Raw genomic sequence first — 21,533 nt, 5'->3', positions numbered from 1 at the left:
CAGGGGTCGTGGTATTTGGAGGACTACCGTCGGTCTGGGTACAGGTGGGAATTTTGGAACATCAAGTTGCTATCAGCGGCCTGATATTTCGTAACGTTCCCACTCTCGTGCGAGGCAAAAAACAATGATCAAGACTGGCCGTAAGTTGATGGTAGCGCTGTGCGCTGCTGGCGTGGCAATGGCTTTGAGCGGCTGCGCTCGAGATCCGGAAAAACGCTCGGTTTCCGAACTCGCTGTGAGCGGTACCAAGAGCATGTTCCGCACCGATTCGGACATGCAGACCGTCCTGAACAAATTCGCCAGTTTCGACGCCAAGGCCGTGGAGAAAATCACGGCCGTCGAGGCTCGGCAGCAACCCACCATCGCCGATGCCGTCAAAGGCGTGCTCGCCGATGAGAAACGTGACAGCACTCCGACCGCCCTGGTCCCTGGTGTGACCACTCGTGATATCACCGTACCGGGCGCAGCAGGCGCACTGCCGGCTACCGTCTACACCCCCGAAGGCAAAGGACCGTTCCCGGTGGTCCTGTACTTCCACGGTGGCGGCTGGGTATTCGCCGATCGCAAGGTGTATGACGGCGGTGCACGCGGCATCTCTAAACAAGCCAACGCCGTGGTCGTGTCCGTCGACTACCGCCGCGCCCCTGAAAACAAGTTCCCCGCTGCTCACGATGATGCGTTGGCAGCCTATCGCTGGTTGAGCAAGAACGCTTCCGCGGTCAATGGCGATGCGAAACGTTTGGCACTGGCTGGCGAAAGCGCTGGCGGCAACCTGGCCGTGGCCACCGCAGTCGCAGCCCACAAGGCCGGTCTGACCGAGCCCAAGCATGTGCTGTCGGTTTACCCGGTGGCTCAGTCCAATACCGAGACCGAGTCCTATCGCAAGTACGCCGATGCCATGCCGCTCAACCGTCCGATGATGCTGTGGTTCATCGACAACGTGACCAGGGGTCCGGCTGACGTGAAAGACACACGCATCGATCTGGTCCACGCCGACCTGAAGGGCTTGCCGCCGGTGACAGTCATCAACGCCGAAATCGACCCGCTGCGCGACGATGGCGCCGAGCTGGAAAAGGCGCTGCGTACTGCGGGTGTCAGTGTCGAGCGCAAGGTCTATCCCGGCGTGACCCACGAATTCTTCGGCACCGCTGCAGTGGTGAAAAAAGCCGAGGAAGCCCAGATGTATGCAGGCGAGCGTCTGAAAGCCGACCTGGCCAAATAATAAAGATCCAGCGTGATAACCGTACGACCTGAGTAGAGGCATGCATATGAACCATTCTTCGGATAACCCATTGGCGGACCGTCCACTGTCGGAAGGTGGATTGACCGTCACTCCGCTGGTGTTTGAGCCTTCATTCGAGCAAGTGCCCGATGACGAGGCTGAAACCAGCCAAGAGCTAAACCAGGTGATGCGCAGCATCCTGGATACGACGTTCGAAGACGGCGGCCACGCGTTGCGTGGCGTGCATGCCAAGGCTCACGGGCTGGTACGGGGTCATATCACGGTACTCGACGGTCTTCCTGCGCCTCTGGCGCAGGGCGCTTTTGCCGTCCCTGGCACACTGCCGGTGGTGATGCGCTTTTCCACCAACCCGGGTGATATTCTGGACGACAAGGTTTCCACACCTCGCGGCTTGGGGCTGAAGATCGTTGGCGTTCAGGGCGAGCGTTTGCCGGGCAGTGAAGGCGATGTGACTCAGGATTTCGTGATGCAGAACGCCAAGGCGTTCACCGCTGCCACGCCGAAGGCGTTTTTGAAGAGTCTCAAGCTCCTGGCCAAGACCACCGACAAAGGCCCTGGCTTGAAGAAAGCGTTTTCGGCGCTGCTTCGTGGCGTGGAGTCGGTGATCGAAACCATGGGCGGTGAAAGCGGTACGCTCAAGAGCATGGGCGGGCATCCGCTGACCCATGTGCTGGGCGAAACCTTCAATACGGTTGTGCCGTTTCTGTACGGTAACCACTACGCCAAGCTGGAAGTGGTGCCAGTGGCCCAATCGCTGACCGATTTGACCGATCAACCCGTCGATCTGGACGGCAAGCCGGACGGACTGCGTGAAGCGGTCACCGAATATTTCGCAACCCAGGGGGGTACGTGGGAAGTGCGTATCCAGCTGGCAACCGACCTTGAGGAAATGCCGATCGAGGATGCCTCAAAGCAATGGTCGGAAGAACTGAGCCCCTTCGTGACCGTCGCCCGCATCGAAGTCCCGGCCCAGGCCGCATGGTCGGAGGAAAGCATTCAGACGATCAACGAGCGGATGTCGTTCAGCCCTTGGCATGGTCTGGCGGCGCACCGTCCGCTGGGGGGTGTGATGCGTGTGCGCAAACCCGCCTACGAGATGTCATCCGGCTTCCGCGCCACCCACAATGGTTGCCCGATGCACGAGCCACGCTGAGGTTCTGGCAGCCAGTCTGCCGATGGCGGTCAGTGACCGCCTGAGGCATACGCCGGAAAACGCACGGCAAAGGTGGTCCCTGCCTGTGCGGTAGAAACGACCTCGACTACACCCCCGTGGGCCTTGGCGATCTCGCTGACGATGAACAGGCCCAACCCGACACTGCGTACTTCGCGACCCGCTTCTGCCCCTCGTGTCATGGGAGAAAAAATCGTGCTCAACTGGGCTTCGTCGATCGGGTTGCCGACATTGTGCACGGCAATTTCCACTGTTCCCTGTGCTGCCGACACTCGCACGTCGATAGGGCTGGCGCCATCGCCATAGGTCACCGCATTCGACACCAGATTGCCGAGCAATTGCGCCAGACGGTCCGCGTCGGCCTGGCAGAACAAGGCTTCGTCGCTGGCGCTGAAAGCGATTTCGCGGTGTGGGTGAAGCAGGCGCAACGAGGCGACGGCGGCAGCGATGACACGGTCCAGTTGTATGGGCGCGCGGCTCACCGCCAAACCCTGGCCGATTCGCGCCTGGGTGAAGTCCAACAGGTCGTTGATCAGGCGTTGCGAACGTGTCGTGGCCTCCCTGATGTGGCCGAGCATGGTGTCCTGCCGTTCGGTCATGTCCTGTGAACGCAGGTACTGCGCTGCCATGGACACGACCTGCAACGGGTTGCGCAGATCGTGGCTGACGATGCCGATCATCTGCTCGGCGAACAGTGCGCGATCCACGGCGAGCTCGCGCTGTCGATTCAGTTCGTGTTCCAGCACCACATGCCGCTGCAGGGCGTCCTCGGCCTGACGCTTGGCCTGCAGCAATTCCTGTTCGAAACGCATGCGGTCAGCCACGATGAACGCCGATACGGCGTTGAGCACCTGGCCTTCATGCTCGCGTCTTCCGGCATTGAGCACCATCGGCGCGACGGTGCCTTGCGCGGTCAAGAAGTCCAGTTTGACCTCGGTGATGAAACCTTGCATCGCCAGCAATGGCATCCAGTGCGTCTGGTAGAACATGCGACCACCCACGGTCAGCAGTTCCTGCAGCTTGCGTGTGCCGATCAGTTGCTCGCGGGTATGGCCCAGCCACTGGCAGAACGTCTGGTTGACCTCGAGGATCAAGCCCTTTTCGTTGATGAGCAGCAGGGCGCAGGGGGCCTGTTGATAGAGCGCCTCGGCATTCGGGATGCCCGTGGCCTCGACGCTCATGCGGGCAGATGGCCGCAGGTCTGGTCGAGGAAGGTCTGGATGGCTTCGATGCAGGCGGCAGGCTGGCTCAGGTGCGGGCAGTGGCCTTCGTTCTCGACCAGCACCATGCGGCAATCGTCGATCACTTGAGTCAGGTATTCGCCAACGGCCCTGGGCGCGATGAAGTCGTCGGAAGACTGGATGACCAGTACCGGCTCGCGTAACTGGCGTACGTCTTCGCGGCTGTCGGTGAGGAAGGTCACACGCGCGAAACGCTTGGCGATGTTCGGGTCGGTCTGGCAGAAACTGTTGGTCAGTTCGGCGCCCAGTTCCGGCGTTTCCGAGTTGCCCATGATGCGTGGCGCCATCGCACTGGACCAGCCCAGGTAGTTGCTTTCAAGGGTCGAGAGCAGGGCGTCGATGTCGTCGCGGGTGAAGCCGCCGGGATAGTCCTCGTCGGTGATGTAGGACGGCGAGGGGCCGACCATGGCGTGGGCACTGATCAGCCCGGGGCTCAGGTTGGCGGCCATGACGCCGGCCATCGCGCCGACCGAATGGCCGATGAACACCACCGGACCCTGTTTGAATTCCTGGATGATTTCGACGATGTCCTCGGCATAGCCCGCCAGCGTTGAGTACTTGTCGATGTCATAGGCGCCGACATCGGACTTGCCGCATCCGACCATGTCGAACAACACGGTGCGGTAGCGCTTGGCAAAGGTGGGTTCGACCATGCGCCACATGTTCTGGTCGCAGCCAAACCCATGGGCGAACACCAGCGTCAGAGGCCCCTGGCCCTTGACTACCACATTGTTGCGAGCCTGGACGGACATCCGAGAAATTCCTGTGTGCGCAAGCGAGCATGCGGGGTCGATTAGCCGACTAGTCTACCCGAGCATAGTCACCGACGTCAGGCTCGCCAGCGTTTTCAAACGGTGTTTTTTCTCACGTGCTCCAGCAAGGCCTGTAGCGGGTGACGGACCGTATGACCTTCTTCGCGTTTGACCTGACTGCGGCAGGAATAGCCGTCGGCAAGCAGATTGCCCGAGCTATGGTAGCGGGCCAGCAACGGCTGCCAGGATTGCCCATAGATGACCTTGGAGGTGGCGACGTTGCGCGCTTCATGGCCATAGGTGCCGGACATGCCGCAGCAGCCGCTGGCCAATACCTGCAGGGTCGCGCCCAGACGGCTGAACACCTGTTGCCAATGGGTGATGCTGTTCGGCTCGTTGGTCTTCTCGGTGCAATGCGGCAACAGCTGGTAGACGCCGCCGGTGCCGGGCTCGCCGGTCTGCGGCAGTACCTGGGCCAGCCATTCCTGTGGCAGCAGAACGGTCGGTGCCTGGTCGTGGCCCAGGGTTTTCGCGTACTCCTGGCGGTACACCAGGGTCATGGCTGGATCCAGGCCGACCAGGGCGATGCCGCTGGCCTGCAATTGCCGCAGCGACTGGGCGTTGTGCCGGGCGGCCTTGTCGAACGCACCGAGGAAACCCTGTACCTGCAACGGCTTGCCGTTGGCAGCGAAGGGGGCCAGGTAGATGTCGAAACCCAAGCGCGAAATCAGCTCGAGCCAGTCGGCCATTACCGGCGTGTCGAAGTAGCGGGTGAAAGCATCCTGCACCAGGATCACGCTGCGCTGACGCTGCTCGGGGGTCAGTCGGGCGAGACGATCGGCAGTCGCCGCGCGCACGTTCCAGTCGCGACAGTGAGCCTGGAAATCGACCAGGCTCAGCAGGGGGCTGTCGACCATGCCGGCCACGCGTTGCAGCGCCTGTTGCACCGGCGCGAAGGACATGACCGCGTTGTAGGCGCGGGGGAAGCGCGCCAGGTACGGGATGCTGAATTCCAGCGAGCCGATCAGGTAATCCTTCAACGGTCGCAGATAGCGCCCGTGGTAGAGCTGCAGAAAGCGCGCACGGAATTCCGGCACGTTGACCTTGACCGGGCACTGCCCCGCGCACGACTTGCAGGCCAGGCAGCCGGCCATGGCGTCGTACACCTCGTGGGAAAAGTCGTCGCGGCCCATGCGCCGGGCCAGGCTGTTGCGCGCACGCTGGAACAGGTTGCCGCTCGCGCTCTGCAGTACGTTGGCGCCGTGCAGGCCCTGCAGGCGCAGCCATTCGCGGATCAGCGAGGCACGGCCCTTGGGCGAATGAATACGGTTGCGTGTGGCTTTCCACGACGGGCACATGGCGTCGTTCGGGTCGAAGTTGTAGCACGCACCGTTGCCGTTGCAGTGCACGGCGCTGTCGTAGCTCTGCCAGACCCGCTCGTCGATGCTGCGGTCCAGTTCGCCACGCAGGGTCACTTCGTCGACCTGGGTCAGTCGCGCATCGGCGACACTGGCCGGTGTGGCGATCTTGCCCGGGTTGAGCTGGTTGAACGGATCGAAGGCGGCCTTGAGTGCCTGCAGGGCCGGATACAGCTCGCCGAAGTACTCGGGCACGTATTGCGAGCGCAGGCCCTTGCCGTGCTCGCCCCAGAGCAGGCCGCCGTGCCGCTGGGTGAGCGCCGCGACCTCGTCGGAAATGGGGCGGATCAGGGCGGCCTGGCGCGGGTCCTTCATGTCCAGGATCGGTCGCACGTGCAGCACGCCGGCATCGACATGGCCGAACATGCCGTACTGCAGGCCGTGACCGTCGAGCAAGGCGCGGAACTCGCCGATGTAGGCCGCCAGGTTCTGCGGCGGCACGGCGGTGTCCTCGACGAACGGCTGCGGCCGCGCTTCGCCCTGAACGTTGCCGAGCAGGCCTACCGCGCGCTTGCGCATCGCGTAGACCCGGCTCACCGCCAGGGCGCCGACCGCCAGCGTGTGGCCCAGGCGCGGCACCGTGGTGTCCTGCTGCAGGTGGGCAATGAACTGTTCGACACGCTGCTCGACCACGGCCAGGTCGTCACCGCTGAATTCCACCAGATTGATGCCCAGGGTCGGCGCCTGTGTGTCGGTGGGAAAGTATTCGGCCACGCCATGCCAGACGATGTCGTTCATGGCCAGCAGGAGGACCTTGGAATCCACGGTTTCGATCGACAGCGGCTGGTGCGCCATCAAGGCATTGGCGTCGTTGAGCGCGTCCATGAAGCCGGCATAGCGCACATTGACCAGAATGGAATGCCTGGGGATCGGCAGCACGTTGAGCTTGGCTTCGACGATGAAGCCCAGCGAGCCTTCCGAGCCGCAGAGTACGCTGTTGAGGTTGAAGCGCCCGTCGGCCTCGCGCAGGTGGGCCAGGTCATAGCCGGTGAGGCAGCGGTTGAGCTTGGGGAAGACCGCGTCGATCAGTTCGGCCTGCTCGTCGGCGATGGTCGCTGCGCACTGATAGACCTCGGCGATGCGGCCGTCGCCCGCGCGGTTGGCTTGTAACTGCGACGCGTCGAGGCTGTGGCTGTGCAGGCGCTCGCCGCCCAGCAGCAGGGTGGTCAGCTCCAGCACGTGGTCGCGGGTCTTGCCGTAGGTGCAGCTGCCCTGGCCGCTGGCGTCGGTGTTGATCATGCCGCCGATGGTCGCGCGGTTGGAGGTCGACAGTTCGGGGGCGAAGAACAGTCCATGGGGCTTCAGGGCTGCGTTGAGCTGATCCTTGACCACGCCGCTCTGGACTCGCACCCAACGCTCTTCGACGTTGATCTCCAGCACCTGGTTCATGTGCCGGGACAGGTCCACCACCAGGCCATCGGTCAGCGACTGGCCGTTGGTGCCGGTGCCGCCGCCGCGTGGGGTCAGCACTACACTGCGATGTTCCGGCTGGCTGGCCAGGCGGGTCAGGAGTTGCACGTCAGCCTCGTGCCGAGGGAATACGGCGGCCTGGGGCTGGCGCTGATAGATCGAGTTGTCCGTGGCCAGCACCGTGCGCATGGCGTAGTCGTCGACGATCTCGCCCTGGAAACCTGCACGTTCGAGCTGACGCAGCAGCGCCTGATAGGGCGCGAGGGGAGCTTTCTGGCGGGACAGTTCGGCGATCATGGCAGTCGGAATCCGGCGGGGCAGTGGATTTGCATTCGAAACAGGCATGCGTGCAATGGGCCGAGGCGCGCGGTGATCGAGTTCGAAAAGCCGATCGTATCTAGCGCAGGGGCCTTGCATCATGACGTGCGTGACCGTATTTTCGCCGACACGGGCCCACCGGGCAAACGTATATCCTTCGCTTTTTGCATGAGCTCAATGAATGAATCCTCGACGGCTCACACCTTCCATGTCGTTGCTGCTGGCGTTCGAAGCTGCGGGTCGCCACGGCAGTTTCACCCGGGCGGCGGCCGAACTGGCCTTGACCCAGAGCGCGGTGAGTCGACAGGTGCAGGCCCTCGAAGCGCTGCTGGAGGTGGCGTTGTTCAAACGTGAAGGCAGGCACATCGAGTTGACCGCAGCAGGCGCGCTGTACCAGCACGAGCTGGCCGGCGCCCTGGCGCGGATTCGCGGCGCCACCCTGCAGACCATTTCCCATCGCATCGAGGCCGATACCCTGCACCTGGCGGTGCTGCCGACCTTCGCGTCCAAATGGCTGATGCCGCGGATGGGGGACTTCTATGGGCGCCACCCCGGCAGTCTGGTGCATCTTCATTCGCGCATCGTGCGCGGTGACCTGTCCGAAGGCGCGCAGGACATGAGCGCCATCATCTGCGCGGGGTCGGGGCAGTGGCCGGGCTATGTGGCGCATCGATTGCTCTCGGAGAAGCTGGTGGTGGTGGCCAGCCCCAAGGCTTTGCCCGCTCATGAGCAGATGTCCGTGCAGGATGCAGGGCGGCAGTTGCTGCTGGGCGTGGTGTCGCGGCCACACGCGTGGTCGGACTGGTTTGCCAGCGTCGGGTTGACCGGCTCGTCGACCCCGCGCCTGGGGCCGAGCTTCGAACACACGGCGCACCTGATCCAGGCGGTCATCGCCGGGATCGGCATCGGGCTGGTGCCGCGCATTCTGGTACAGGACGAAATCGCCCAGGGTGAGTTGGTGACCCTCTTCGAGCCCATGGAAAGCGGCCGCGGGTATTACCTGGCGTATCCCACCCACAATCAGCAACTGCCGTCGCTGGTGGCCTTTCGCGAGTGGTTGCTGTCCATTCCGTTTCCGGACAGTTGAGGTTGCAGGCCCGCAGACACCCCGATCCCCTGTAGCAGCGGCGTAAGCCGCGTCCGGCCTTACCGCAATTCGCCTGACACTCCGCGTGGATCGCCGACGCGGCTTGCGCCGCTGCTACAGGGGGGGCGCAGCGCATCAGGTGGGTCGAGGGGTTGCACACGTTCTGTAGCAACTCGCTGACAAACCATCGAAGGGGCCGGCTGTCAGAGTGCCACTGACCATGAGGAATAGCCGTGTTCCACATCTATGCGACTGTCGCGTTTCTGTATGTTGCGCTGCGTTTCATCTACCCATTGCCCCTGGCCACCGGCTGGCGTTTGCTGATCGGTCTGGTGCTGCTGGCCGCGTCCAAATACCACATGCTGATTCTGGCGTTCACCGGGACCATGTACTCGCCTGAAGTCCCCTATTGGGTGGCGTACAGCGCTGGCTGGGCCTTTACCGGGTTTGCCCTGCTGTTCGCTTTCGTGCTGGTGCTGGATCTGGGCATCCTGCTGACCCGCCTGGTCCGTCGCCGCGCTTTGTCACGCAGCGCCCTGGCCAAATGGCGCTATGGCGTGGGAGCGCTTGCGGTGGTGGTCTCCGGCTTCGGCGTGGCCCAGGCCACTCGCGTGCCGGACGTGCGTCAGGTGGACATCCAGATACCCGGGCTGGCGCCGGCGCTGGATGGGTTCCGGCTGGTGCAGCTGTCCGACCTGCACATCAGCGTGCTGTTTCCCGAGCCCTGGGTGGAAGAAGTCGTCACGCGCACCAACGCGCTGGCCCCGGATCTGGTGGTGATCACCGGGGATCTCATCGACGGCACCCTGCAGGCACGGGCCACCGACGTGCGACCGCTGGCGAAGCTGCGCGCCCGCGATGGCGTGATCGCGATTCCCGGCAACCACGAGTATTACTTCGGCAACGAAGGCTGGATGGCCAAGTTTCGCGAGGCGGGCATGCACAGCCTGATCAACCAGCATGAGGTGGTCGGCGATACACGCGGGCAACTGGTCATCGCCGGTATCACCGACAAGGTCGCCACCCGGTACGGAGGTAGCGCACCGGACCTGGATCTGGCCCTGCGCGGTGCACCGGCCGATGCGCCGATCGTGCTGCTCAACCATCGACCCGCCGCGATCGACCAGGCGATCGCCGCCGGGGTCGATCTGCAACTGTCCGGGCACACCCATGGCGGGATGATTCGCGGTTTCGATCAGGTGGTGGCCAAGGCCAACGAGGGGTTCGTGTCCGGGTTGTACCGCCGCGCCGGCCTGCAGTTGTATGTCAGCAATGGCAGCGGGTTGTGGAACGGCTTCCCGATTCGTTTGGGGGTGCCGTCGGAAATCACCGAGTTCACCTTGCGCGCAGTGCCGTCCGGACGTTGAGTCGCTATGTGGAGTGAATCAATGGAGTGCGTTGCACTCCTTTTCTTGAAGGGTTTTTCATCACATGAGGAGCAAGACCATGAGCCATGCATTCAAGGTGGGCGATGCGGTGCGCTGGAATTCCGAGGCGGGGGAGATCCACGGCAAGGTGACCAAGGTTCATGTCAAGGACGTGGAGTTCATGGGCAAACATCGGCCGGCGTCCAAGGATGAGCCGCAGTACGAGGTCAAGAGCGACAAGACCGGGCATTCCGCCCTTCACCATGGTGATGCCTTGCATAAATCATGAACCCCTTCTGCGCCTCCTGTAGCAGCGGCGCAAGCCGCGTCCGCGTTATACGTGGAGTGTCAGGCGTATTGCGGCGAGGCCGGACGCGGCTTGCGCCGCTGCTACAGGGGATAAGCAAGCCGCGTCGGCGTCGTATGCGCAGTGTCAGATGTATTGCGGTGGGGCCGGACGCGGCTTGCGCCGCTGCTACAGGGGCGGTGCAAGCCGGGACGGGGTTATTTGAAGTCGGCGGCGCTATGGCGTTCGGGGACTCGGGTCGCTTCATCGCCCCAGGTGCGATTGACGCGTTGACCGCGCTGCACGGCGGGACGTTGGGCGATCTCTTCAGCCCAGCGCTGCAGGTGAGGATACTCGTCAACCGCCAGGAATTGCGCTGCTTCGTACAGATTGCCGCGCACCAGCTGCCCATACCACGGCCAGATCGCAATGTCGGCCACGGTGTATTCGTCGCCGGCTATGAAACGTGTCTCGGCCAGTCGCTTGTCCAGTACATCCAGCTGACGCTTGGCTTCCATGGTGAAACGGTTGATCGGGTACTCCAGCTTCTCCGGCGCATAGGCATAGAAGTGCCCGAAGCCGCCACCCAGATAGGGGGCTGCGCCCATCTGCCAGAACAGCCAGTTCATGGCTTCAGTGCGTGCTGCCACATCGGTGGGCAGGAACTCGCCGAACCTCTGCGCCAGGTAGATCAGGATGGAGCCTGACTCGAACACCCGCACGCCGGCACCTTCACTGTGATCCACCAGCGCCGGGATCTTCGAGTTCGGATTGATCTCGACGAACCCGCTGGAGAATTGATCGCCTTCGCCGATGCGAATCGGCCAGGCGTCGTATTCGGCATCGGCGTGGCCCAGTTCCAGCAGCTCTTCGAGCATGATGCTCACCTTGACGCCGTTGGGGGTCGCCAGGGAATACAGCTGGAACGGGTGCTTGCCCACGGGCAGGGTCTGCTCATGGGTAGCGCCAGCGGTCGGGCGGTTGGTCTTGGAAAACTGGCCGCCTGATTCCGCGTCGTTTTTCCAGACCTTGGGTGGAACGTAGGGGGTAGGGCTCATGAAGTATGCCTCCTGATAGGGTTGAAGATGCACGCCGGGCGTGGCAAGTGGGCGATGAAGATAGGACTTGGCACAGGCGCGTACAGTTCATCCCTGCACCGTTTGAAGCCGGGTACAGTGACGCCGGAAAGCAACCGGCTGTTTTTGAAGAATATTTATTGCAATTGGGGTTTCCTGCGCGAAAGAAACCTGATAAATTCCCGCTCGTTCATGCAGAGGCCAGCAACTGGCTTTCTCGCACCGGATACAGGGGCGTCGCCAAGCGGTAAGGCAGCAGGTTTTGATCCTGCCATGCGTTGGTTCGAATCCAGCCGCCCCTGCCATTATCCACGTCATATCGACACTGCACATGAACCCGGCACATGACGTGCACCTTCTGCTTCACCTTCCTGTTCGCACATGATTTCTCCACCCGCTGTACACGCTCGTCTCGCTTTCAGGATACGTGGCCTGTTCAAGGTGTGGCGCTGTCTGCAAGTCGTTTCACGTGAACCACCGGACACCCTTGACGCCGCGCGCGTTCGGGAACCCCGCTGCCAGGTCACTGCCTAACACACACACGTAGCAATGCATTGGGTCAATGGCACCTTTATAAGGTAGTTGGAGTATAAGGTAGTTGGAGGCGTTCTGAACGACACGACAGTTGCAGCTCGCGCATTCCAGGTCGAGCGCCTGCGCAAAGTAATGGAAGAAGCCGGTTTCGACCTGCACGATCCACACACTCATGTTGTGCTGAGCCAGTTGCAGGCCTTGGCCCGATCGCCTGCGCCCGAGGCCGCCCTCGATAAGCCCAGCCGTTCCCCGCATGTGACCGACGAGGCTCGCCAGCGCGCCGTATTCGACAGCTCCATCGATTTTGCGATGGTGGTGATCGATACCCAAGGCATCGTGACCGACTGGAACATGGGGGCGACCCACGTCATGGGTTGGACCTCGGATGAGATGTGCGGCCGCAGCGCCGAACCGTTTTTCACGCCCGAAGACCGCGAGCAGGGCCGGCTGGCCCTGGAAATGCGCCTGGCGCTGCGTGACGGGCGTGCCAATGACGAGCGCTGGCATCTGCGCAAGGATGGCCAGCGCTTCTGGGCATCTGGCGAGATGATGCCGCTGTATGACGACGGCCTGCACCTGGGCTTCGTCAAGATTCTGCGCGACCGTACCAACGAGCACCTGGCCGGCCTGGCCATAAAGGAAACCCAGGAACGCTACCGCCTGGCCGTCAAGGCCACCAACGATGCCATCTGGGACTGGGACCTGAGCGGCAACCAAGTGGTGTGGAACGAGGCGCTCGAGCAGGCCTACGGCCATCCTCTGGCGTCGGTCGAACCGACCGGTGACTGGTGGATCGGGCATATTCACCCTGACGATCGCGTGGGCGTCTACGAGTCCATTCATGCCGTGATCGACGGCAGCCAATCGGCCTGGTCCGGCGAATATCGGTTTCAGCGTCACGACGGCTCGTTCGCCGAAGTGCTCGACCGTGGGCACGTCATTCGCAATGCCGAAGGGCGGGCGGTGCGGATGATCGGCGCGATGCTCGACCTGACCCGCGTGCGCAACGCCGAGAGCGCGCTGCGGCAGAGCGAGGAACGTTTTCGCAAGATCCTGGAGAACATCGAATCGGCGTTCGCCATCGTCGAGGTTAAGTTCGACGCCGAAGATCGGCCCATCGACTACTGCTTCATCGAAGCCAACCCGGCCTTCGAACGCCAGGCCGGTGTCAACCTGCGCGGGCGTTGGGTGACCGAGTTCGCCCCGGACCTGGAGCAGTTCTGGTTCGACACCTATGGCCATGTGGCCAAGACCGGCGAGCCGGCTACTTTCGAGAACTATGCCGAAGCGTTCAAACGCTGGTTCGATGTGCGAGCCGTGAAAGTCGGCCTTCCCGAAGAACGCAAGATCGCGGTGATCTTCAGCGACGTCACCGCCCGACGCAATGCCGAGGATCGTCTGCGCACCAGTGAAGCCGTGGCGCGGGAAAACATCGAACGGGTGCAACTGGCCCTGGCTGCAGGGGCCATCATCGGCACCTGGCATTGGCACCTGCCGACCGATCGCTTCGCGGTCGACGAAGGCTTTGCCCTGGCGTTCGGGCTGGATCCGGCGCTGGGCCGTGAAGGCTTGAGCCTGGAAACGATCGTGGCGACCGTGCATCCCGACGATCGCGAAGGCCTGAGTGCCGCGATCAGCGAAGTGATCCAGCGTGGCGGCAGTTATTCCCATCAGTATCGCGTTCGCCGGGCCGACGGCCACTATTACTGGATCGAGGCCAACGGCCGTGTCGAGAACGACGCCGAAGGCAAACCGCTGCGTTTTCCAGGGGTGCTCATCGACGTCGAGGCGCGGCGCTCGGTCGAGGCCGAGCGCGATCGCGCCCTGTCTGCGCTGCGTGCTCTCAACGATACCCTGGAACAGCGCGTGACCGAGCGCACGGTCAAGCTGATTCAGGCCGAAGAGAAACTGCGCCAGTCGCAGAAGATGGAAGCGGTCGGGCAGCTCACCGGCGGCCTGGCCCATGACTTCAACAACCTGCTGGCCGGCATTTCCGGTGCGCTCGAGCTGATGAGCACGCGCATCGCCCAGGGCCGCTGGATGGAAACCGACAAGTACATCAGCACCGCACAGGGCGCGGCCAAGCGCGCTGCGGCGCTGACGCACCGGTTGCTGGCGTTTTCCCGACGCCAGACCCTCGATCCACGGCCCACCGATGTCAATGCGCTGATGGAAGGCATGACCGAGCTGATTCAGCGCACGGTAGGCCCCAGCATTCGCGTGGAAACGGTCGGCGCGACCAATCTGTGGCCCACGCTGGTGGATGTCAGCCAGCTGGAAAACGCCTTGCTCAACCTGTGCATCAATGCCCGCGATGCCATGCCCAACGGCGGGCGCATCACCATCGAGACCGCCAACCGCTGGATGGATCGCGAGGCCGCGCGCAGTTACGACATACCCGAAGGTCAGTACCTGTCGGTCAGTGTCACCGACACCGGCACCGGTATGGCGCCGGACGTCATTGCCAAGGCATTCGACCCGTTCTTCACCACCAAGCCCATCGGTCAGGGCACCGGACTAGGCTTGTCGATGATCTACGGCTTCGCCAAGCAGTCGGGCGGCCAGGTGCGGATCTATTCGGAGGTGGGCGAGGGCACCACCTTGCGCATCTACCTGCCGCGCTATTACGGCGAAGTCGATGACGAGATACCGGAAACCCGCGAATCCCTGGCCGCCGCAGCACATGCCGGGGAGACCATCCTGATCGTCGACGACGAACCGACCGTGCGCATGCTCTTGACCGACGTGCTGGGCGATCTGGGCTACACCTTGATCGAGGCGGCCGACAGCCTGGCAGGCCTCAAGCTGCTGCAATCGGACGTACGCATCGATCTGCTCATCACCGACGTCGGGTTGCCCGGCGGCATGAACGGTCGGCAGATGGCCGACGCCGGGCGTGAGGTGCGGCCTGAGCTCAAGGTGCTGTTCATCACCGGCTATGCGGAAAACGCAGCGATCGGCAATGGTTACCTGGGGCCCGACATGCAGGTGTTGACCAAGCCGTTCGCCATGGACACGCTGGCGTCCAGGGTCCGCGAGCTGATGAGTCCCTGAGCCCTGCGGTGCTGCCCGACTCACAGGAGTAGCCGATGAACGATGTCACCTCTAACAGCTTTGGACTTGTGCCGGGCTGGCGCTCCCAACGCCGACTCGGCTCGGTCGAGGTGCCGGTGCATTACATGCGCGGCGGTACCTCAACCGGTGTAGTCCTTTGGGAGCCGTTGCTGCCGACCGAGACGGTTCTGCGTGAGCAACTGCTGCGCCAGTTGATGGGAGTGCCCACGGCAGGCAGCCATCCCGGCAACCGGCAGATCACCGGTCTGGGCCGCGGTCCGGCGACCAGTAACAAGGTGTTCGTGATGAGCACCGAACGCGTGGACGGCCAGCTGCGTCTGGTCAGCACCCTGGCGCAACTGGCCAGTGACCATGCCGAGATCGACTGGAGCGTGAATTGCGGCAACATGTCCAGCGCGCTGCTGTTGTGGGCGCTGGATGTCGGTCTGCTCCAGGCTCCGGTCGGCGGCTTGTGCGAAGTCGATATCCGCAACACCAACACAGGCGTGGTCACGACGGCGCGCATGCAGTGCGACGAGCAGGGGCATTTCGTCAAGGCGCAGATTCCTGGCGTGATGGGTGACTACCCCGCCGTGGACCTGTTTCTCCAGGCGCCGGTCGGCAACAAGACCGGTGCCTTGCTGCCGACCGGCGCGGTCATCGACCACGTGGCTGGCATCGAGGTGTCCTGCGTCGATGTGGCGGTGCCGATGGTCATCGTCGATGCGCGCAGCCTGGGCAAGACCGGGCACGAACCCGTCGCATCGCTCGTGGCGGATGCGGCCTTCATGGCTACCTTGCGCACACTGTGGACCGAGGCCGGATTGAAAATGGGGCTGCGCCGCAAGGACGGTGTGCCCATGACCCGCGACGAGCTGGCGCGCAGCGAAACCATCCCCAAGATCTGCATCGTCGGCGCGCCGCGCGAGGGCGGTCATATCGCCGTACGCTACTTCACCCCGCAGACCGGTCATGCCTCCATGGCGGTGTCCGGCGGCTGCTGCCTGGCAGCAGCATGCCTGATCCCAGGCACCACCGCGCACCAGGTAGCCCGTGACATCGCCGCTCCCGGAGCGACATTCGCGGACATCCACGTCAGCATCGAAAACCCCGCCGGGCGCCTGGACACCACGGTGGTCGCGGCGCTGACCGATGGGCAACTGCAGATCCGCAGTGCGGCCTACCGCCGCAGTACGCAGATTCTGATGCGTGGTCATGTGCCGCTTTATGCTGCTTCCAGCGAATTGCGGAGCGCACTGCTCGGTTCCTGATCCTGGCCCACCGAACTCCAGAGCGGCTCGGTGGGCCCGGGCCGTTACGGCATGCCCAGCCAGTTGGGCAAAGCCAGGGAAAGAAACGGCACGTAGGTGACCAGCAGCAGAAACATCAGCAGGATCGACAGCCACGGCAGGGCCGCGCGGATGGTCTGACCCAGGGTCAGGCCGGTGACCGCGGAGGTGACGAACAGGTTCAGGCCCACTGGCGGGTGCACCAGGCCAATCTCCATGTTGACCACCATGACGATGCCCAGGTGAATCGGGTCGATACCCAGCTCCATGGCGATCGGGAAGAAGATCGGTGCCAGGATCAGGATGATCGCCGAGGGCTCCATGAAGCTGCCGGCCACCAGCAGCACGATGTTGACCATGATCAAGAAGCCCAGCGGCGTCAGTCCTTCCGACAGCACCCAGTTGGTGATCTGCTGGGGAATCTGTTCGGTGGTCAGCACGTGGGCGAAGAGCATGGCGTTGGCGATGATGAACAGCAGCATGATGGTCAGGCGGCCGGATTCGAGCAGCACTTTCGGGCACTCGGCCAGACGCATGTCCTTGTACACGAACAGGGCGATGAACGCCGAATAGACCGCCGCCACGGCGGCCGCTTCGGTGGGGGTGAACATGCCGCTGTAGATGCCGCCCAGAATGATCACCAGCAACAGCAGGCCCCAGAAGGCGCGGCGTGCGGTGGTCAGCCATTCACGGAAGGTAGCGCGTGGCTGGGCTGGGAGTTTCTTGATCCGGGCGACGATGTAGATCACCACCATCAGGATCACGCCCAGCAGGATGCCCGGAATCACACCGGCCATGAACAGCTTGCCGACTGAGGTTTCGGTCGCCGCCGAATACACTACCATCACGATCGAGGGCGGGATGAGAATGCCCAGGGTACCGGCGTTGCAGATGATGCCGGCGCCGAATTCGCGGGGGTAGCCGGAGCGCACCATGCCGGCCACGGCAATCGAGCCGACTGCTGCGACGGTGGCTGGCGAGGAGCCGGACAGGGCGGCGAACAGCATGCACGCCAGCACCGCGGCAATCGCCAGGCCCCCGCGAATGTGGCCGACGCAGGCGTTGGCGAAATCGATCAGCCGTTGCGCGACGCCCCCGGTGGTCATGAAGGCGCCGGACAAGAGGAAGAACGGAATCGCCAGAAAGGTGTAGCTGTCCGAGGTCTCGAACAACTTGATCGCCAGCGAACTCAGCGAGTCCTGACTGAACAGCAGAATGGATACCGCGCCGGAGAGGCCCAGGGAGATAGCGATGGGCACGCCCAGAAACATGAACACGAACAGCAGCAGGAACAGACAGATAACGGTCATCAGCGGTGCTCCTCGCCAGGGTTGGCCAGTTTGCTGGCTTCTGCCGCTTCGTCGGCCAGGCCCAGTCCGGTCTGCCGATGGGTATAGATGCGGTACATGATTTCCAGGTAGCGGGCGATGATCAGGGCGAAGCCGATCGGCACGATGAGTGCGATATGGCCGATCTGGATGCCGTAGCGATCCAGGTCCTCGGCGCCGATGCCGGCGACCAGCACCGCCGACACCCACTTGATGCTGGCGATCAGAAACAGGCCGGCGTACACCAGGCAGCAGCCGCAGGCGATCATCGCCAGAGTGCGCTGCGCAGGCTTGCTGGTTTTCTTCACCAGCACGTCGACTCCCAAGTGGCCTGCGGTACGCACGCCGTAGGCGATACCGAAGAAGATCAACCAGCCGAACAGCGCCTTGGTCAAGGCGATGCTCCAGGTCATTTCCTGGGCATAGCCCATCAGGTGGTCGCCGATGCCGGCGAACAGGTCGCTGCTCCACGCCCATTTGTCGCTGAGGGTGTAGAACATCGTGTAGAGGTTGTTCAGCGCGACGTAGACGAACGTCACCAGCGTCATGGCAGCCAGCAGGAAGGCGATCATGCCTTCCTCGAAGTGCTCCCAGACTTGCCTGAGCGATTGCATAGGAATTCTCCGAGCGTCGAGAAAGCGGCCGCCGGCGAGCGGGCAGCCGCGCATGCTTCACTGGCGGCCGTAGCCAAGCCAGTGCAGGGGACGGGTCAGCCCCTCACGAGGCTTTGTTGGAGGCTTCGGCGGCCTTGATCAGGTCGGGGCCGATCTGCTCGGAGAACTTGTCCCACACCGGGCGCATCGCTTCGCGCCATTGCTGGCGTTGCTCGGCAGTGAGTGGGTCGATCTCGCTGGTCTTGGCGTCGATGATCTTCTGCCGCGCGGTCTGGTTCAGCGCTTCGGCTTGCTTGTTGACCTCGACGGTGACCTGGTCCATCAGCGTTTGCAGCTCGCCACGGACATCGTCGGGCAGGCCGTTCCAGAACTTGGAATTGGTGATGACCATGTAGTCGATCAGGCCGTGGTTGGTCTCGGTGAAAAAGGGCTGCACTTCGTGGACCTTCTGGCTCTCGTAGTTGGACCAGGTGTTCTCGGTGCCATTCACCGTGCCCGTCTGCAGGCCCTGATAGACCTCGGCGAAGCTCATCTTGCGGGGGTTGGCACGTATCGCCTTGAATTGCTCTTCGAGTACGCTCGACGCCTGGACGCGGAATTTCAGGCCACGGGCATCCTTGGGCAGGATGACCTTCTTGTTCGCCGACAGCTGCTTGAGGCCGTTGTGCCAGTAGGCCAGACCGTGGATGCCCTTGTCGTCCATGGAGGTCAGCAGCGCCTTGCCCTGGGGCCCTTGCTGGAAACGGTCGACTGCGGCAAGGTCATCGAACAGGAATGGCAGGTCGAAGATCTGCACCTGCTTGGTGTAATGCTCGAACTTGGCCAGTGATGGCGCAAGCATCTGCACGTCGCCCAACAGCAGCGCCTCCATCTCCTTGCCATCGCCGAACAGCGAGGAGTTGGGATAGACCTCCACCTTCACCTTGTCCTTGAGCTTGGGATCGGCGGCCACCAGTTTCTGGAACATCAGCGCGCCCTGGCCTTTGGGCGTGTTCTCCGCCACCACATGGGCGAACTTGATGACGACGGGATCGGCGGCCTGGGCCAGGGTTGCCATCGAAACGGCGGCGGCGCACAGCAGCGCCTGGGTCAGCTTGAACATGGAGATCACCTTGTTATTGTTGTAGGACAATCCATTCAGGGCGGTTTTACCGAACCAACCGGCCCTTTGCAGCGTAGGCGTTTTTCAGTTTGAGGATGGCTCAATCGACGCCGTGCCGAAAATCTGTATTTGCGTAAGCCGGCGTTCGGCATTACCGAACGCTTCAGTACAGGCCTAGCCCTGCGGGGCGTCGAGCAAACGCCTGGCGCGCTGCAACACCGGCGCATCGACCATCTGGCCGTCGAACCGGAAAGCGCCCGCACCCCCGGCGGCGGTGCTGGCCGCCAGTACGGCACGGGCCCATTCCAGATCCTGGACGCTGGGCGCCAGGGCCGCATGAATCACCGCCACCTGACGCGGATGGATGCACAGTGCGCCGCCGTAGCCCAGGTTGCGCGCGTGCTCGATGGCGCGCTGCAACCCCGGCGTGTCATCAAGGACGGCAAACACCCCGTCCAGTGGCGGCAGCAGGTTGGCAGCGCGCGAATGCAGCTGCACGCTCATGCGGCTTTGGTCGAGAAAGGCTTCTGCCGATGGCGTGCCATTGTTCAGGCCCAGGTCCAGGGCCAGGTCCAGGCTGCCGAAACACAGCCGCTCGACGCCGGGGCCGTTGGCGATGGACTCCAGCGCCAGCACACCCCGGGCGCTTTCGATGATCGGCCACAGCGGCTTGCCGGCCTGGCTCGCCGTGGTCAGCTGGGCGCAGGTTTCGGCCTTGGGCAACACGACCCCGACGACACCTGGGTGGCTGGCGCAGAAAGCCAGGTCGCTGGCGTGTTCGGCATGCCCGGGGGCGTTCACCCGAACCCATACGCGGGCCGTGTCGGTCTGCTGCAGAAACTGGGCAAGATGTTCCCGCGCCTGGCGCTTGAGGACCTCTTCGACGGCGTCTTCGAAATCGACGATCACCGCATCGGCGCCTGCGGCCAAGGCTTTGGCGAACCGTTCGGGGCGGCTGCCCGGCACGAACAGAGCCGAGCGAAGGGTAGGTATCGGCATGGTTCATGGTTCCCGGTGGAGGCGGTGGCAGACGGATCAGATCACGCCGGCCGCCGCCATGTGCGTCTGCTGTTCGGCTGAATAACCCAGCTCGTCAAGAATGCCTGCGGTGTGCTGGCCCAGGTCGGGGACCGCATCCATGCGCGGTGCGAACGCCGCGTTGCTGGCCGGCGGCAGCAGGGCAGGGAGCTTGCCGGACGGGCTGTCCACCTGGCGCCAACGGTCGCGCGCGGCCAGTTGCGGATGCGCCCAGACGCCAGCCATGTCGTTGACCCGGGCGTTGGCGATCTGCGCGGTGTCCAGGCGCTCCAGCACCTGCTCGACCGACAGCGTCGCAAAGCTGTCGACGATGATCTGCCGCAGTTGATCGCGGTGACGTGAGCGCTCGAAGTTGCTGGAAAAACGCGGGTCGGCGGCCAGCGCCGGATCGAGCAGTACCTTCTCGCAGAACAGCGCCCATTCGCGCTCGTTCTGCAGGCCGAGCATCACCGTGCCACCTTCGCCGGTGGGGAAGGGGCCGTAGGGGTAGATGGTCGAGTGCGCCGCGCCGGCGCGGGCCGGTGGTGGCGCGCCGTTGTAGGCGTAGTACAGCGGGTAGCCCATCCATTCCACCAGGCTTTCCAGCATCGACACGTCGATGCGGCTGCCGACGCCGGTCTTGTCGCGCAGCATCAGTGCCGAGAGCACCCCGGTGTAGGCGTACATGCCGGCGGCAATGTCGGCGATCGAGCAGCCGGCCTTGGCCCGCTCCTCTTCGCCGGGTCCGCCGGTTACGGAGAGGAAACCGCCTTCGCTCTGGATCAGCAGGTCGTAGGCTTTTTTCTTCTCGTAAGGACCGCCTTCTCCGTATCCGGAGATGTCGCAGACGATCAGGCGCGGGTAACGCGCGTGCAGCGCTTCGAACGACAGTCCCATGCGCGCCGCTGCACCCGGCGCCAGGTTCTGTACCAGCACGTCGGCCTTGGCCAGCAGTCCGTGCAGCACGGCATCGGCGGCCGCTTGTTTCAGATCCAGTGTCAGGCTCTCCTTGGAGCGATTGGTCCAGACGAAGTGCGAGGCCAGGCCGTCGACTCGCTGGTCGTAACCACGGGCGAAGTCGCCGCTGCCGGGGCGTTCGACTTTCACCACACGGGCCCCCAGATCGGCCAATTGACGGGTGCAGAAGGGTGCAGCGATGGCGTGTTCCAGGCTGATGACGGTGATGCCGTCCAGCGGACGCGGATTGAGCTCGGTCATGGGGTCAC

16 protein-coding genes and 1 tRNA gene are annotated in these 21,533 nt (G+C 63.4%); 8 read left to right on the top strand and 9 right to left on the bottom strand.

What is annotated here, in order from left to right:
- Positions 1-124: 124 nt before the first annotated feature.
- Both ABMD26_RS04150 and ABMD26_RS04145 read left to right on the top strand, forming a co-directional pair.
- Positions 125-1,222, top strand: coding sequence for an alpha/beta hydrolase (locus ABMD26_RS04150; protein WP_354308232.1), 1,098 nt, complete (start codon positions 125-127; stop codon positions 1,220-1,222).
- Positions 1,223-1,268: 46 nt separating this feature from the next.
- Entirely contained in the window at positions 1,269-2,396 is a 1,128-nt protein-coding gene (locus ABMD26_RS04145) for a catalase family protein (RefSeq protein ID WP_192000030.1), read from the top strand.
- A gap of 29 nt (positions 2,397-2,425) precedes the next feature.
- On the opposite strand, the gene ABMD26_RS04140 is transcribed toward ABMD26_RS04145, so the two are convergent.
- The 3 genes from ABMD26_RS04140 to ydiJ form a co-directional block, all read right to left on the bottom strand.
- Positions 2,426-3,595 carry a PAS domain-containing sensor histidine kinase gene (locus ABMD26_RS04140; protein WP_354308227.1) on the bottom strand — a complete coding sequence of 390 codons (1,170 nt, stop codon included), beginning with the start codon at positions 3,593-3,595 and terminating at the stop codon, positions 2,426-2,428.
- On the bottom strand, positions 3,592-4,407 hold the full coding sequence (locus tag ABMD26_RS04135) for an alpha/beta fold hydrolase (RefSeq protein ID WP_192065610.1): 816 nt from the start codon (positions 4,405-4,407) through the stop codon (positions 3,592-3,594). Before ABMD26_RS04135 ends, ABMD26_RS04140 begins: the two co-directional genes overlap by 4 nt.
- Positions 4,408-4,502: 95 nt before the next feature.
- A complete protein-coding gene (ydiJ, locus tag ABMD26_RS04130) occupies positions 4,503-7,532 on the bottom strand; it encodes a D-2-hydroxyglutarate dehydrogenase YdiJ (RefSeq protein WP_354308221.1) in 3,030 nt (1,009 codons plus the stop codon).
- A 202-nt stretch (positions 7,533-7,734) separates the two neighbouring features.
- On the opposite strand from ydiJ, the gene ABMD26_RS04125 reads away from it, so the two are divergent.
- The 3 genes from ABMD26_RS04125 to ABMD26_RS04115 all read left to right on the top strand — a co-directional run bounded on the left by ABMD26_RS04125 (position 7,735) and on the right by ABMD26_RS04115 (position 10,296).
- The gene (locus tag ABMD26_RS04125; protein WP_320522213.1) at positions 7,735-8,640 is read left to right on the top strand and encodes a LysR substrate-binding domain-containing protein; all 906 of its coding nucleotides are present in this window, start codon (positions 7,735-7,737) and stop codon (positions 8,638-8,640) included.
- A gap of 233 nt (positions 8,641-8,873) precedes the next feature.
- Positions 8,874-10,007 (top strand): metallophosphoesterase, encoded by a 1,134-nt coding sequence (locus tag ABMD26_RS04120; RefSeq protein WP_354308215.1) that lies wholly within the window; start codon positions 8,874-8,876, stop codon positions 10,005-10,007.
- A 79-nt stretch (positions 10,008-10,086) separates the two neighbouring features.
- On the top strand, positions 10,087-10,296 hold the full coding sequence (locus ABMD26_RS04115) for a hypervirulence associated TUDOR domain-containing protein (RefSeq protein WP_320497411.1): 210 nt from the start codon (positions 10,087-10,089) through the stop codon (positions 10,294-10,296).
- 215 nt (positions 10,297-10,511) lie between these two features.
- Here the strand turns inward: ABMD26_RS04115 and yghU are convergent, their stop codons facing one another.
- Positions 10,512-11,351: a glutathione-dependent disulfide-bond oxidoreductase gene (gene yghU / locus ABMD26_RS04110; protein WP_354308209.1), complete on the bottom strand. Its 840-nt coding sequence runs from the start codon at positions 11,349-11,351 to the stop codon at positions 10,512-10,514.
- 248 nt (positions 11,352-11,599) lie between these two features.
- On the opposite strand from yghU, the gene ABMD26_RS04105 reads away from it, so the two are divergent.
- From ABMD26_RS04105 to ABMD26_RS04095, 3 genes are all read left to right on the top strand, one after another.
- Positions 11,600-11,674: transfer RNA gene (locus ABMD26_RS04105), tRNA-Gln, on the top strand.
- A gap of 361 nt (positions 11,675-12,035) precedes the next feature.
- Positions 12,036-14,957: a PAS domain-containing hybrid sensor histidine kinase/response regulator gene (locus ABMD26_RS04100; protein ID WP_354308205.1), complete on the top strand. Its 2,922-nt coding sequence runs from the start codon at positions 12,036-12,038 to the stop codon at positions 14,955-14,957.
- 35 nt (positions 14,958-14,992) lie between these two features.
- Positions 14,993-16,228 (top strand): PrpF domain-containing protein, encoded by a 1,236-nt coding sequence (locus tag ABMD26_RS04095; RefSeq protein WP_354308201.1) that lies wholly within the window; start codon positions 14,993-14,995, stop codon positions 16,226-16,228.
- A gap of 44 nt (positions 16,229-16,272) precedes the next feature.
- Here ABMD26_RS04095 and dctM read toward each other — a convergent pair whose 3' ends face one another.
- The 5 genes from dctM to ABMD26_RS04070 all read right to left on the bottom strand — a co-directional run bounded on the left by dctM (position 16,273) and on the right by ABMD26_RS04070 (position 21,525).
- A complete protein-coding gene (dctM, locus tag ABMD26_RS04090) occupies positions 16,273-17,556 on the bottom strand; it encodes a C4-dicarboxylate TRAP transporter large permease protein DctM (protein ID WP_043187778.1) in 1,284 nt (427 codons plus the stop codon).
- Positions 17,556-18,188 carry a TRAP transporter small permease gene (locus tag ABMD26_RS04085; RefSeq protein WP_354308195.1) on the bottom strand — a complete coding sequence of 211 codons (633 nt, stop codon included), beginning with the start codon at positions 18,186-18,188 and terminating at the stop codon, positions 17,556-17,558. The genes dctM and ABMD26_RS04085 overlap by 1 nt, the downstream gene beginning before the upstream one ends.
- Before the next feature lie 103 nt (positions 18,189-18,291).
- Entirely contained in the window at positions 18,292-19,290 is a 999-nt protein-coding gene (locus ABMD26_RS04080) for a TRAP transporter substrate-binding protein (RefSeq protein WP_049861365.1), read from the bottom strand.
- 174 nt (positions 19,291-19,464) lie between these two features.
- Complete coding sequence (locus tag ABMD26_RS04075) at positions 19,465-20,289, bottom strand: HpcH/HpaI aldolase/citrate lyase family protein (RefSeq protein WP_134721452.1); 825 nt, start codon at positions 20,287-20,289, stop codon at positions 19,465-19,467.
- A gap of 36 nt (positions 20,290-20,325) precedes the next feature.
- Positions 20,326-21,525 (bottom strand): CaiB/BaiF CoA transferase family protein, encoded by a 1,200-nt coding sequence (locus tag ABMD26_RS04070; protein ID WP_122741758.1) that lies wholly within the window; start codon positions 21,523-21,525, stop codon positions 20,326-20,328.
- Positions 21,526-21,533 lie beyond the last annotated feature (8 nt).

It is taken from the genome of Pseudomonas sp. PvP001, assembly GCF_040546375.1.
Classification (GTDB): domain Bacteria; phylum Pseudomonadota; class Gammaproteobacteria; order Pseudomonadales; family Pseudomonadaceae; genus Aquipseudomonas; species Aquipseudomonas coleopterorum.
The sequence above is the reverse complement of the archived record's forward strand: the minus strand, read 5'-3'. Positions and strand labels throughout refer to the sequence as shown.

Bases quoted from the DNA above. Each gene is read 5' to 3' on its own strand.
- ABMD26_RS04150 (WP_354308232.1), top strand. From the start codon at position 125: ATGATCAAGACTGGCCGTAAGTTGATGGTAGCGCTGTGCGCTGCTGGC.
- ABMD26_RS04145 (WP_192000030.1), top strand. From the start codon at position 1,269: ATGAACCATTCTTCGGATAACCCATTGGCGGACCGTCCACTGTCGGAA.
- ABMD26_RS04140 (WP_354308227.1), bottom strand. From the start codon at position 3,595: ATGAGCGTCGAGGCCACGGGCATCCCGAATGCCGAGGCGCTCTATCAA.
- ABMD26_RS04135 (WP_192065610.1), bottom strand. From the start codon at position 4,407: ATGTCCGTCCAGGCTCGCAACAATGTGGTAGTCAAGGGCCAGGGGCCT.
- ydiJ (WP_354308221.1), bottom strand. From the start codon at position 7,532: ATGATCGCCGAACTGTCCCGCCAGAAAGCTCCCCTCGCGCCCTATCAG.
- ABMD26_RS04125 (WP_320522213.1), top strand. From the start codon at position 7,735: ATGAATCCTCGACGGCTCACACCTTCCATGTCGTTGCTGCTGGCGTTC.
- ABMD26_RS04115 (WP_320497411.1), top strand. From the start codon at position 10,087: ATGAGCCATGCATTCAAGGTGGGCGATGCGGTGCGCTGGAATTCCGAG.
- yghU (WP_354308209.1), bottom strand. From the start codon at position 11,351: ATGAGCCCTACCCCCTACGTTCCACCCAAGGTCTGGAAAAACGACGCG.
- ABMD26_RS04100 (WP_354308205.1), top strand. From the start codon at position 12,036: ATGGAAGAAGCCGGTTTCGACCTGCACGATCCACACACTCATGTTGTG.
- ABMD26_RS04095 (WP_354308201.1), top strand. From the start codon at position 14,993: ATGAACGATGTCACCTCTAACAGCTTTGGACTTGTGCCGGGCTGGCGC.
- dctM (WP_043187778.1), bottom strand. From the start codon at position 17,556: ATGACCGTTATCTGTCTGTTCCTGCTGCTGTTCGTGTTCATGTTTCTG.
- ABMD26_RS04085 (WP_354308195.1), bottom strand. From the start codon at position 18,188: ATGCAATCGCTCAGGCAAGTCTGGGAGCACTTCGAGGAAGGCATGATC.
- ABMD26_RS04080 (WP_049861365.1), bottom strand. From the start codon at position 19,290: ATGTTCAAGCTGACCCAGGCGCTGCTGTGCGCCGCCGCCGTTTCGATG.
- ABMD26_RS04075 (WP_134721452.1), bottom strand. From the start codon at position 20,289: ATGCCGATACCTACCCTTCGCTCGGCTCTGTTCGTGCCGGGCAGCCGC.
- ABMD26_RS04070 (WP_122741758.1), bottom strand. From the start codon at position 21,525: ATGACCGAGCTCAATCCGCGTCCGCTGGACGGCATCACCGTCATCAGC.